The sequence below is a fragment of the Pontibacter pamirensis genome, from assembly GCF_010015475.1.
GTDB classification, from domain to species: Bacteria; Bacteroidota; Bacteroidia; order Cytophagales; family Hymenobacteraceae; genus Pontibacter; species Pontibacter pamirensis.
The window spans coordinates 97,447-110,024 of the sequence record NZ_SSNI01000006.1 but is presented as its reverse complement, the minus strand read 5'-3'; the positions used below and the strand labels follow the sequence as shown (position 1 = coordinate 110,024).

The following is a 12,578-nucleotide window of genomic DNA, read 5'->3' as shown; positions in this document are numbered from 1 at the left end:
TATGCAAAGCCTAAGTGTAACCATCGACTCAAACTCCGGATTCTGCTTTGGGGTGGTATATGCCATTCAGATGGCAGAAGATATACTGGATGAGCAGGGATACCTTTTCTGCTTAGGCGATATCGTGCACAACGATGAGGAGGTGGAGCGCTTGCAGAAGCGGGGCCTGCGCATCATCGACCATGCCCAAATGGCGGAACTGCATAACGAGTCGGTTTTGATTCGGGCGCATGGCGAGCCGCCGGAAACATATCAAATTGCGTTGCAGAACAACCTCACGCTGGTTGATGCCTCATGCCCTGTGGTGTTAAAGCTGCAGAACCGCATCAAAACCTCTTATGACAAAAAAGACAAGATCTTTATTTACGGCAAGCACGGCCATGCGGAGGTGGTGGGACTGTTGGGCCAGACAAGCAACGAAGCAGTGGTTTTTGAAAATATGGCGGAATTGCTGCAGCATGAACTGCCGTCTAATATTACGCTCTACAGCCAGACCACTAAAAGCACTGACAGCTTTTACAAGATAAAAGGAGAACTGGAAGAGCGTGGTTACGAAGTAAATGCCAACGATACTATTTGTCGCCAGGTTTCTAACCGTGATAAGGACCTGCGTAAATTTGCGGCTAAATTCAATAAAATTATTTTTGTATCCGGTACCAAATCCTCGAACGGTAAGGTGTTGTACCAGGTTTGCAAAGACACAAACCCAAATACTCGTTTTATTTCCAAAGTAGAAGAACTGAAGCCGGAGTGGTTCCAGCCAGGCGATACGGTCGGCATTTGTGGTGCTACTTCCACGCCTATGTGGCTGATGGAAACGGTACGGGAGGCTTTGAAGGGATATAATTTATAAAATGAAATTATAGCTTTGTGCGAAGCACATAAAGCCCGTACGGGTGTCTGATTAGTAGGTAGAAACAATAATATATGGCGATAGTAAGGCGTAACGACGTCAGAGGTGTGGTGATAGCGGCAGTAGTGGTGGCTCTTTGGACTGGTCTGCTGGTGTATCTGCTACAATGGTCCGTTGACTTCTCCTCTTCATTTACTTATCTCTTTTTCCTGTTGCAGACGCACTTGTACACAGGCCTTTTTATTACCGCTCATGATGCGATGCATGGCGTAGTTGCACCGGGGCGGCCTAAGTTGAACCGAGCTATAGGAACCGTTACGGCCCTGTTGTTTGCCTATAACTGGTATCCGCGTCTTTTGCCCCGGCACCACCAGCACCACCGCCACGTAGCCACGGAACATGACCCTGATTATCATGCCGGCTCTTTCTGGCCCTGGTATTTAAGTTTTCTAAAGCAGTACATTACCTGGTGGCAGATTGTTCTGATGGCTATCACGTTTAATGTGCTCAAGCTGTTTTTCCCGCTGGAGAATGTTGTCCTCTTCTGGATGTTGCCGGCTATAGTGGCTACTTTCCAACTCTTTTACTTTGGTACTTACCTGCCCCACCGTGGAGAGCACCCTGCAGATAACCCTCATAAGTCCGGAACACAGGCTAAAAACCATGTTTGGGCTTTTATAAGCTGCTACTTCTTTGGCTACCACTACGAGCATCATGACAAGCCTTATCTACCTTGGTGGCAATTATATAAAGCTAAAGGCTGAAATTTACCTGATTTTCAGCCGGTAAAATATACTTTAGCGGAGATTGAAACAGCTTGTGTTAAAGTGACGTAAGGGAAGTGGTTTGACGCTGCTGCGTGCGGCTTCACCTGAACCTATACTCTTTTCAGCCATGATAAAAATCTTTACAAGAGCTGCTTTCCTGCTGGGGTTTATTCTGTTTCAACTTTCTTCGTTGTCTACTTCCGCGCAGGGAGTGTTTGCCAACAAGGATCCAGGTTCTTTAAGGGCAAGTGTAAGTTATGTATATCTTTCTGATTTCGATAGCCAGGGACTCATGTTTAGTAATCGGTTACACCACTATTTGGGAGAGCGCTTTGGCTTAGGTGTAAACTTAGGCATGCTATCAGGGTCGCGTTACGATAAAACCAGCGAGATTTATACTATTAAGAGCACCTATTACATGGGTGGCTTCGAGTTGAATTATGATTTACTGCAGAACGAGACGCTTGTTTTCCGTATAGGAGGCGGAATGACAGGCCGGCATCGTTCCGAAATAAACTCTGATCCGGAAGATGTTGGTACCGTAGATGGCTCTGTAGTACATATCAGAACGGCTGACGTCGGGGTTACAGGTTTTATAGAAAATGACTTTGGCGTTTTTCGCAATGGCGTGGCAGGAGGTAGGATAGAGTACCTGTACTATACCAAAGGGTCGCCTGTACTTGCCGTTGGCTTACACATGGGTTTTACTTTCTAACTGCATCAAATACCGTCAAACCGCATAAACAGAAAAGGGGCCGCTTTAGCGGCCCCTTTTCTGTTTATGCGGTTTGATTAATGTGCTCCCTTTTTGCAGCAGTCATCCAGCCTCTTGTAGGCGCGCTCCTGGGCGGGCTTGTCATCAGCATCATATCCTGTCTCAGTCACGGCCTTGCGAATATTGTCAACATTCGTTTTACGGCTATCAAATACCACCGTCAGCACTTTCGAGTCAACATCTAAAGATGATGACTTTACGCCTTTCTCATAAGCCATGGCCTTCTCCATGGTTTTCTTGCACATGTCGCATACCGCTGACGTTTTGATGGCAACTGTCTCTTGGTTTTTAGGCTGTGTTTGTGCATTCGAGCTCATGCTCAGAAGCGCTATCAGCATAGACAGGAGCAGCATTTTTACCTTTATCATGTTAAATTGAAGTTATAGTTAAATATGAATTATTTTGTCTTCTTTATCTTTTATTAGTCAATCTTGAAGCGTAAGCCAGCGTAAATCACGCGCCCTGTGATAGGTCCCCACACCATGCTGGCATCAAAATTTGAGCCAAATGGGTCGCTAGCACCAACAATCGGATTGGGCTGCCGGTAGTTCAGGAGATTTTCTCCACCTACATAAACTTCCCAACGTTTGAAGGCCCTTGTTACCTGCGCGTTCGTAGTAAAAAACCTGTCCGATTCGCGCATGTTCATGGCTGCGCCACTGTCTTCTATAGAAGCAAGCGGCATCAGGCCGAAGTATTGTGTGGTGAGGTCCGCGCGCCATTTATCGAATGGCGTGGCAAAGCCTAGGTTCACAAAAAACCGGTGCTCCGGAATCATCGGTTTTTGCACCAGCTGGCCGCTGTAGGTTGTCTTTACATCGAAGTATTTATAAGCAGCCTTTACATCAAAGCCTTTCAGCACCTCGTATTGCACCTCTGCCTGGAAACTTTTAGAGAACGAGCGCCCGCTCAGGTTGTAGAACATAACCCTTTTTGGGTCCGTGTACATATCGGCCACCACCTGGTTTGTGAAAGTTGTATAGTAGTAGTCTGTTACAAAGGTGCCTGGTCTTCCGCCTAACTCAAAGTAATGGGTAAAGGAGCCGCCTAAATTCCAGGCTTCCTCTGGCTGAAGCTCCTCCCTGAAATCAATAGCGCGGGAACTGACAAGGGCTGCCGTGTTTTCTGCAACAGGATTGGCTACTCTGAATCCTTTGCCTGCTGCCAATCGGAAAATAGTGGTAGGAGTAGCGTCAAATTTCACATTCAGTCTAGGCGTAAAGATGGTGCCGTACAGGTTGTGGAAATCCAAGCGGGAGCCAGCCACTATCGTCAGGTTGTTAGAGTTGTTATACACATACTCCAGGAACGCCCCCGGCACACGCTCTGTCCGGCCAAAAGTGCTGTCGGTTAAGGTTTCGGTGTAGCTGTCGTAGTTGTAGCTGAGGCCTGCTTTATAGGTGTGGCCGGTGTGGCCAATGATGGACTGGAAGATTAACCTGGCGGAGCCGCTGTTCTGTTCTCCGTCATAGTTGCGCAAGCCGTATTGTGCGTCAAACTTATGATGCGTGAGGGACGTAATGGCGCCAATGCTCTGGTAAGGCTTGCCTGGAAACGTATAGGAGGTTTTATTGTAGGCGGTAAGCCTGTCAGTTTCAGATTCGGTACCATAGTAAGGCTGCTCTTCCTGTAGCGTATTCTCGTCGTACTCCATCTGGCCACCTATCCTAGTCTCACGCAAAGCACCCACGCCAAACTCTGATACAACGGCTTTGTGCTCGTACTTCCACTTATTAAACATGTTGTACTGTGTGCCCAGCGAAAGGTCCATAAAGCCATCCTTGTTGCGGTCTACGCGGTTGTGAAGTTGGTCGGTGTGCAGCATCAGGATAGTGCTCCATTTGTCGCCTACTTCCGTGGCCACATTCACGTTGGCATCAAAGCGTGCCAGGCTGTTGCCATACACGTTCACAAAAAGCCGCTCCGCTTTTGCCGGGTCTTTCAGCATCACGTTCACCTGCCCGGATACAGACTCATAGCCATTCAGGACGGAGCCTGTGCCTTTGATGATGTCGATGGACTGGATATAGGTGCCGGATAGGTAGTTGAGGCGGTAAGGTGTGGCCAGTCCGCGCAGGGAGGGTATGTTATCTGTTGTGAGCAGGGTATAAGAGCCATCCAGGCCCAGCATCTGAATCTGCTTTGCCCCGGATACGGCGTCCGTGGTGGAAACTTCTACAGAGGCATTGGTCTCAAAGCTCTCTGCCAGGTTGCAGCAGGCAGATTTCTCCAAATCCCGGGAGGTGATAATCTGTGAGTTAGTGGGAGTGAGGGAGGAGTAGCGGGTTTGCTGTCCTTCCACCACCACTTCTTTCAGAGAACCAGAGGCTGCCAGCGGGATGGAAACGAAATCTTTCCCGGTTACCTGAATAGTATCAGGGGTATAGCCAATATAGGTGACGACAATCTCAGGGCTTATGGCATCCTGTTTCTGAAGAACAAAGCTGCCGGTGGCATCGGTGGCAGTGCCAATGCTGGTGCCTTTCCAGACTACATTGGCCCCTATTATCGGACTAGAAGTATTGGCACTGTCTACCACTTTGCCCCTCAGTTCCTGAGCGTTGGCAGACAAGGTGAAGGTGAAAAGAGCAGTTAGAACTGCTATGTAATGAAGCGGATTGCTTTGTTTATTCCGGAACATGTTTTTAAGTAATTTGAATTTCAGACGTAAAAATCACAGCTGACGAGGAAAATGCTCCCACTTCAGCGGTTTTCACGCGAAAATCAAATTATCAGCACCTGGAGGAGGTGCAGGAGCTTGCGGCCATAAAGTGGAGGGGAGGAGTCGGAGTAAGTGAGGGGGCGCAGGTCTGTTGGTAAACTGCTGAACAAACCTGAAAAAACCGGTGTTACCTCCTCATATAAGAAAACAGGCAGCGCAATAGCCAGTGCCTTCTGTGAGGAAACTGTCTCCAGTTTGGCAAAAGTTACCTCTTCTGTGCAACAGCTATCTTCCTCATTGGCAGCCTTCTCACCTTCGCAGCAGCCGTCGGTATGAGCCAGCGCTTCTACCTTTCTGAGCCCTGTCATCAGGCACAGTTGCTCACTGAGCGCAATGCCCACAGACCCCAGCATAACGCAGAAGGCAAGCAGTAGCGGAACGGTATGGCGCAGGGTGGTTTTCACATTGCAAATATACACATTTCCCCCACTTTGTCCCACATTTGCCATTTTCTCCCACTTTTGTTGAAGAACCAAATCAGCTAAAATTAGTTGTTTTCTATATTTTAGTTATAGTGGTGTTTTTCAGTGTATTATGATTTAGTGCCTCGTAGTATAAGCAAACGCCGCAACTGGTGCAAATAAACTTATACCCAAAATATAGACGTGGAAATGTGGATAATGTGGATAAGTGGGGTGGATAACCATAATTTATCCACAAAGTGGTAAAAAGTGGTAGATTGTGGTTGTGGAGTTTTGCTGATTCGCTACATTTGTATAGTCCAAAGTCTATACAGTCAGAACCTCGTTGCCTATGAACTTTCTCTCCGGCGAATATGAGTGCAAGATTGACCCCAAGGGACGATTAGTTTTACCTGCAAAGATAAAAGCTAATCTACCGGAGGAGTCAGGCAACCATGTTGTGCTTATGAGAGGATTTGAGCCATGCCTGGTGCTGTACCCAAAGGCGGAGTGGAAGGTGATTTACGACAAAGTGGCTGGGTTAAACGAGTTCAACGAAGAGTACCGTCATTTCCAGCGGAACTTCTTCCGGGGCAATACCGAGATTGAGTTGGATGGCACAGGCCGCTTTATCGTGCCGAAGACGATGGCGCGGTTTGCGGCGCTGGAGAAGGAGGCCATCGTGGTGGGGCTCGGCAACCGTGTAGAGATATGGAACCCGGACCAGTATGAGGACTTCCTGATAAAGGATCAACAGAATTTCTCACAGCTCGCCCAGAAGTTCCTGGGTGATAAACCGGCTGAAGAGCCGCTGATTTAATTAATGGAGTACCACCGTCCAGTAATGTTAGAGAAGTCTGTAGAGGCCCTGGCTGTTAAGCCCGAAGGAATCTATGTAGACGTGACCTTTGGAGGTGGTGGGCATTCTAGCCTTATCGCAAGCAAGCTTACAGCCGGTAAGCTCTATGGGTTTGACCAGGACCGGGACGCTGAGGAGCAGTCGAAGAAGCTGGATAGCACTACCTTTCAGTTTGTGCGCGCCAACTTCCGCGACTTAAAAAAGTACCTGCGGCTGTACCGGGTAAAAGAAGTGAACGGTATATTGGCCGACTTAGGTGTTTCGTCGCATCAGTTTAACGTGCCGGAGCGTGGCTTCTCTACCCGCTTCGACGGGCCGCTGGACATGCGCATGAATGCAGAGGCAGGCACGACAGCGCAGGAGGTGCTGGAAACCTATTCGGAAGAGCAGTTGCATCGCATCTTCGGGATTTACGGAGAGGTGAAAAACGCGAAGACGCTGGCCCGCACCGTGGTGGAAAAGCGGAACCGGGTGCCACTGCAGACGATAAATGACTTTAAAGAGGCCATCAGGTCTTGCACCCCGAAAGGGAAAGAGAACAAGTACCTGGCGCAGGTGTTCCAGGCGCTTCGCATAGAGGTGAACGACGAGATGAAGGCGCTGGAGGAAATGCTGGAGCAGGCAACGGAGCTGCTGAAGCCGGGCGGGCGGCTGGTGGTGATTTCGTACCACTCGCTCGAAGACAGGCTGGTGAAGAACTACATTGCCAAAGGCAAGTTCTTCGGGGAAGTAGAGAAGGATCTGTTCGGGAATGAGATAAAGCCATTAGAGGCGGTGTACCGCAAACCGGTTACACCAACGGAGCAGGAGTTGCTGGAGAACAGCCGCTCCAGGAGCGCTAAGCTAAGGGTGGCAGAGAAGAGAGCGGAGAGCTGACAGATAAATGCAGAGTATTAGCTAAAGGAAACAAATTATTATGGCTTCAAATGTACTAACAAAGAAAGCAGATGCATCTAAGGGAAACCTGGTGCGTGTGAAGCCAGAGCCGGAAGCACCGAAGCCAAAAAAGGCCAGAGGCTTCAGCTTATTTGCGCTGCTTGATAAATATGCCAACGTAGATGCCTTGTTTGAACATGGGGTGCCGCTTAAGTTTATGCCGCACGTCCTGTTCCTGACGGGCATCACCCTTTTCTATATCGGCAACACCCACTTCGCCGAGAAAACCATCCGCAAGATTGAAAAAGTCAAAATAGAGACAGAAGACCTTCGAGCGGACTTCACCACGCTCAAGTCTGAGTACATGGAGGCCAGCAAGCAATCAGAGGTGGCACGCAACGTGGCGCCCCTTGGCCTGGTAGAAAGTTCATCTCCACCTTTTCAAGTAGTTGTGCCTGCGGATGAATATTAAAAAATCCATACTCGTTAGGGTGCGGGTAGCCTTTCTGGCTATCTGCCTTTTCGCGTGTGCGATAGTTTACAAAATCGTGCAGATTCAGTTTATGGATGGCCAGAAGTGGAAGAGCATCTCCAAAGAGCGCCGCATCTACTATAAGCCGGTGGCCGCTACGCGCGGAAACATCTTCTCCGACAATGGAAGCATTCTGGCAACATCACTGCCTTTTTACCGTGTCGCGTTCGACCCGACAGTGGCTAAGGCAGAGACATTTAACAGCGGTGTGGATTCGCTGGCTTTGCTGCTCTCCCGGTTTTACGGCGATAAGTCTGCGGATCATTACCGCCGGAAAATTAAGAATGCACGCCACTCAGACAGGCGCTACATACGCCTGAACAGCAGGCAGATAAATTATCAGGACAAGAAAATGATGACGCGCTGGCCCATTTTCCGGGAAGGAAAAGGCAGAGGCGGCGTGATATTCGAGAAAGTAGAAAAGCGTTTCAAGCCTTTCGGCTTACTGGCCGATAGAACCATCGGCTTTATCAACGAAGATAAATACGGGGCAGGTTTAGAGTATAGCTTCAACAGCAACCTGACAGGTACGGATGGGGAGGCGCTCTTCGAACGTATCGCTGGGGGAAGCAAGCCAATTTACGACGGCACTGATGTAAAGCCGCAGCACGGCTACGACATCAAAACCACCATCGATATTAACCTGCAGGACGTTGCTGAAAACGCCCTTTACAAAGCCCTGGAGCGAACAAAGGCAGAGTATGGCTGCGTGATTATGATGGAGGTGAAGACAGGGGAGATAAAGGCGATTGCCAATCTTGGTAAAACCACCGGCGGCTACATCGAAGACTATAACTATGCAGTTGGTAACCAGGGGCGCACAGAGCCAGGCTCCACATTTAAGCTTGCTTCTATGATGGCCCTCTTGGAGCATGCTCCCCAGATAAACCTGTCGGATACAATCGATACCGGCGATGGCCGCTACCGCATCAGGAATACCATTATGAGCGATTCGCACCATGGTGGCTTTGGGAAGATAACGGTGCAGCAGGTGTTTGAGAAGTCGTCGAACATTGGAGTGGCAAAGCTGATGGAGGCAAACTTCAGCCAGAATCCCCGCGCCTATGTAGACTATCTGCATCAATTTGGTTTGAGCAGTACGCTTGGCTTTCAGATGGAAGGCGAGGCACGCCCGTACATGAAGAACCCGCAGGATAAGAACTGGTACGGTACTACGCTTACCTCCATGGCCATCGGGTATGAGCTGAAACTCTCTCCGCTGCAGACGCTCGCTTTCTACAACGCGGTGGCAAACAACGGCGTGAAGATACAGCCGATCATTGTAAAGGAAATCCGCAAGGCAGACAACGTAATTCAATCATTCAACACACGCGTGCTGAATGAGAAAATCTGTTCGGATGAGACGCTGAAGAAACTGAAAATGATGCTGGAAGGGGTGGTGGAGCAGGGAACTGCCAAAAACATCCGCAGCGCAGACTATAAAGTAGCAGGTAAAACAGGTACGGCGCGTAAAGTGAAGAATGGGCGCTACGTGCGCGAGTATTCTACCTCCTTTGCAGGCTACTTCCCGGCCGACAACCCGAAATACTCCTGTATTGTCATTATCGACAGTCCAAAAGGGGTGAACGTGTATGGGGGCGATGTGGCAGCGCCTGTTTTTAAGGAGTTGGCAGACAAGGCCTATGCCCGCGACTTGGCTATGCACAAACCGATGCATGCCCGCGTGGTACCAAATAAAGACAGCCTGCCGCTGATACCTGCCGGCAGCTTCGATGATCTGTCTGTTATCCTGAACAAGATTGGCATCAGCAGTCATGCTACCGCCGGAGCAGATGAGGAGTGGGTGAAAGTGGAGCCACAGCGACGTTCACTCAATTTTAAGGCAAACCCGGTGCTGCAGGGGCAAGTGCCTGATGTAACAGGTATGACGCTGCGTGACGCACTCTTTATCCTGGGTAATCAACACCTGGAGGTGAGAGTGGAAGGTTCCGGAAAGCGGGTGCACAGGCAATCCATGGCACCAGGCACTGAAATAGATAAAGATAAAACCATAACGATTACGCTTAGCTAATGCAATTACTGCAAACCATACTGAAAGATGTAAAAGTGCTGGACACAAAAGGTTCGCTGGGTGTGTCAGTGGCAGGTATTACATTCGACTCGCGCCAGGTGCGGGAGGACGTGGTGTTTGTGGCAGTGCGCGGCGTGCAGACTGATGGGCATGACTTTATTCCGAAGGCCGAGGCGCTAAATGCGGCTGCCATTGTCTGTGAAGCGCTGCCAGCGCAGCTACAGGAAGGCATAACTTACGTGGTGGTAAAGGATTCAAAAGAAGCGCTGGGGTATATTGCCTCTGCTTTTTATGATTTTCCTTCCAAAAAGCTGCAATTGGTTGGAGTAACCGGTACAAACGGAAAAACAACTTCTGTTACGCTGCTGCACAAGCTGTTCCGTGAATTGGGCTACCATGTTGGGCTGCTCTCCACCGTGCAGAACCAGATAGATGAGGAGGTGATTCCGGCTACGCACACCACACCGGACGCTGTGAAGCTAAACGAGTTGCTGGCGCAGATGGTAAAAGCGGGTTGCACGCATTGTTTCATGGAAGTAAGTTCGCATGCCATGGTACAGCAGCGTGTGGCGGGGCTCACATTTGCAGGCGGCGTTTTCACGAACATCACCCACGACCACCTCGATTACCATGGTACTTTTGATGAATATATAAAAGCCAAGAAGTCTTTCTTCGATATACTGCCAAAAGGTGCTTTTGCGCTTATTAACGCCGATGACAAGCGGGGACCGGTGATGGTGCAGAACACGCAGGCTAATGTGCATTATTTTGCATTACGCAAAGCTGTTAATTTCAAAGCCCGCATCATCGACAATACTATTCAGGGGCTGCACCTCGAAGTGGACGGCCACGAGATATGGTGTAAGCTGATCGGAGCATTCAACGCCTACAACCTGCTTGGTGCTTATGGCGTGGCTGTGCTGATGGATGAAGATAAGATGGAGACGCTCACTGTGTTGTCGAGTTTAAGCTCTGCCGTCGGGCGTTTTGACTATGTGGTGTCGGATGCGCAGATAACTGGCATTGTAGACTACGCCCATACGCCGGATGCGCTGGAAAACGTGCTGAACACGATTCAGCAGATCCGGAACCCGAACCAGAAAGTGATTACGCTGGTGGGTTGCGGCGGAAACCGCGACGCAGCCAAGCGCCCCGTGATGGCAGACATTGCCTGCCGTTTCAGCGACAAAGTAATTTTGACCTCCGACAACCCGCGCTTTGAGGAGCCGCAGGCTATTCTGGAGGACATGCAGAAGGGGGTGAAGCCGCTTGACTATAAAAAAACACTATCGGTACTGGACAGGAGAGAAGCTATCAAAACAGCCGTTATGCTGGCCGATGAAAATGATATCATTTTGGTGGCAGGAAAGGGCCACGAGACATACCAGGAGATAAAAGGCGTGAAGTACGATTTTGACGACAAGCAGGTGCTGCACGAGATGTTTCAGCAATTAGGTAAGTAACAAGACAGCACAAACGAATACAAAGAATAAAGCCAAGGGAAAACGATTACAATTAAATGCTATACTACCTCTTTACATATCTGGACCGCGAATTCGATTTTATCGGGGCAGGTGTGTTCCAGTACATCTCATTCAGGGCAGGTATGGCTACGCTTGTTTCGTTGCTGATCGCGATGATATTTGGCGGTAAACTGATAAAAGTACTCCAGCGCAAGCAGGTGGGGGAGAGCATCCGCGACCTGGGCCTGGAGGGGCAGATGGAGAAGAAGGGAACGCCGACGATGGGCGGTTTAATTATACTGCTCGCCATCCTGGTGCCTACGCTGCTGTTCGCGCGCCTTGATAATATTTATATCCTCCTGATGCTGGTCTCTACGGTATGGTTAGGCCTTATCGGTTTCCTGGACGACTACATCAAGATATTCAGAAAGAACAAAGAAGGGCTGGCCGGGCGCTTTAAAATATTAGGCCAGGTTGGCCTCGGGCTTATCGTGGGGCTGACACTATACTTCAACGATGATGTGGTGGTGAGGCAGTACCTGTTCAACGACGGCACTGTTTCGGCGGTTAACGCTACCAGTAGGTACACGGACGTGCATAAGATGATTACAACCATTCCGTTCCGGAAGAACAACGAATTGGACTACTGCAACCTGTTTGCTTTTGCCGGGCCGCTGTTTCAGGACTGGTCTTGTTACCTGTACATCCCGTTTGTAATCCTGATTATCACAGCAGTATCTAACGGGGCGAACATAACAGATGGTATCGACGGACTGGCGGCTGGTACTTCGGCTATCATTGGCATGACGCTGGCGATATTCACCTACGTGTCTGGTAACACCATTTTTGCTGACTACCTGGACATTATGTACATACCGAATTCAGGAGAGCTGGCTATTTTCTGTCTCGCTTTTGTTGGAGCCTGCGTGGGTTTCCTGTGGTATAACACTTACCCGGCGCAAGTGTTTATGGGCGATACAGGCAGTTTGGCCATTGGTGGTATTATCGCGGTGCTGGCGCTGATTGTACGGAAAGAATTATTGATTCCCATTTTATGCGGAATCTTCTTGGTAGAGAACCTGTCGGTGATGCTGCAGGTGAGCTATTTTAAATATACGCGGAAGAAATATGGCGAGGGTCGCCGCATCTTTAAGATGTCGCCGCTCCACCACCATTATCAGAAATCAGGCTACCACGAGTCTAAAATCGTTGGCCGCTTCTGGATTGTGGGCATTATGCTGGCCATTTTAACCTTGGCAACTTTGAAATTACGCTAAGGACAGGCACAACGGGATACG

General features: G+C 49.4%; 12 protein-coding genes. 9 read left to right on the top strand and 3 right to left on the bottom strand.

What is annotated here, in order from left to right:
• Nucleotide 1 precedes the first annotated feature (1 nt).
• The 3 genes from E1919_RS07545 to E1919_RS07535 all read left to right on the top strand — a co-directional run bounded on the left by E1919_RS07545 (nucleotide 2) and on the right by E1919_RS07535 (nucleotide 2,335).
• Entirely contained in the window at nucleotides 2–853 is an 852-nt protein-coding gene (locus E1919_RS07545) for a 4-hydroxy-3-methylbut-2-enyl diphosphate reductase (RefSeq protein ID WP_162052743.1), read from the top strand.
• A 74-nt stretch (nucleotides 854–927) separates the two neighbouring features.
• Nucleotides 928–1,617 (top strand): fatty acid desaturase, encoded by a 690-nt coding sequence (locus E1919_RS07540; protein ID WP_162052742.1) that lies wholly within the window; start codon nucleotides 928–930, stop codon nucleotides 1,615–1,617.
• Between the two features lie 130 nt (nucleotides 1,618–1,747).
• Nucleotides 1,748–2,335 (top strand): hypothetical protein, encoded by a 588-nt coding sequence (locus E1919_RS07535; RefSeq protein WP_162052741.1) that lies wholly within the window; start codon nucleotides 1,748–1,750, stop codon nucleotides 2,333–2,335.
• Between the two features lie 77 nt (nucleotides 2,336–2,412).
• Here the strand turns inward: E1919_RS07535 and E1919_RS07530 are convergent, their stop codons facing one another.
• The 3 genes from E1919_RS07530 to E1919_RS27530 form a co-directional block, all read right to left on the bottom strand.
• On the bottom strand, nucleotides 2,413–2,763 hold the full coding sequence (locus tag E1919_RS07530) for a heavy-metal-associated domain-containing protein (protein ID WP_162052740.1): 351 nt from the start codon (nucleotides 2,761–2,763) through the stop codon (nucleotides 2,413–2,415).
• Between the two features lie 53 nt (nucleotides 2,764–2,816).
• On the bottom strand, nucleotides 2,817–5,036 hold the full coding sequence (locus E1919_RS07525; protein WP_162052739.1) for a TonB-dependent receptor: 2,220 nt from the start codon (nucleotides 5,034–5,036) through the stop codon (nucleotides 2,817–2,819).
• An 83-nt stretch (nucleotides 5,037–5,119) separates the two neighbouring features.
• Nucleotides 5,120–5,593: an HYC_CC_PP family protein gene (locus E1919_RS27530; RefSeq protein WP_237144119.1), complete on the bottom strand. Its 474-nt coding sequence runs from the start codon at nucleotides 5,591–5,593 to the stop codon at nucleotides 5,120–5,122.
• Nucleotides 5,594–5,870: 277 nt separating this feature from the next.
• Between E1919_RS27530 and mraZ the strand changes: the two genes are divergently transcribed.
• The 6 genes from mraZ to mraY are packed head-to-tail and all read left to right on the top strand — an operon-like array spanning nucleotide 5,871 to nucleotide 12,557.
• On the top strand, nucleotides 5,871–6,338 hold the full coding sequence (gene mraZ, locus E1919_RS07515; RefSeq protein WP_115564850.1) for a division/cell wall cluster transcriptional repressor MraZ: 468 nt from the start codon (nucleotides 5,871–5,873) through the stop codon (nucleotides 6,336–6,338).
• A 3-nt stretch (nucleotides 6,339–6,341) separates the two neighbouring features.
• Complete coding sequence (gene rsmH, locus E1919_RS07510) at nucleotides 6,342–7,253, top strand: 16S rRNA (cytosine(1402)-N(4))-methyltransferase RsmH (protein ID WP_162052738.1); 912 nt, start codon at nucleotides 6,342–6,344, stop codon at nucleotides 7,251–7,253.
• A 40-nt stretch (nucleotides 7,254–7,293) separates the two neighbouring features.
• A complete protein-coding gene (locus E1919_RS07505) occupies nucleotides 7,294–7,725 on the top strand; it encodes an FtsL-like putative cell division protein (RefSeq protein WP_162052737.1) in 432 nt (143 codons plus the stop codon).
• On the top strand, nucleotides 7,715–9,817 hold the full coding sequence (locus E1919_RS07500) for a penicillin-binding protein (protein WP_162052736.1): 2,103 nt from the start codon (nucleotides 7,715–7,717) through the stop codon (nucleotides 9,815–9,817). The genes E1919_RS07505 and E1919_RS07500 overlap by 11 nt, the downstream gene beginning before the upstream one ends.
• Entirely contained in the window at nucleotides 9,817–11,280 is a 1,464-nt protein-coding gene (locus E1919_RS07495; protein ID WP_162052735.1) for a UDP-N-acetylmuramoyl-L-alanyl-D-glutamate--2,6-diaminopimelate ligase, read from the top strand. The genes E1919_RS07500 and E1919_RS07495 overlap by 1 nt, the downstream gene beginning before the upstream one ends.
• Nucleotides 11,281–11,336: 56 nt before the next feature.
• Nucleotides 11,337–12,557 (top strand): phospho-N-acetylmuramoyl-pentapeptide-transferase, encoded by a 1,221-nt coding sequence (mraY, locus tag E1919_RS07490; RefSeq protein WP_162052734.1) that lies wholly within the window; start codon nucleotides 11,337–11,339, stop codon nucleotides 12,555–12,557.
• Nucleotides 12,558–12,578: the final 21 nt, after the last annotated feature.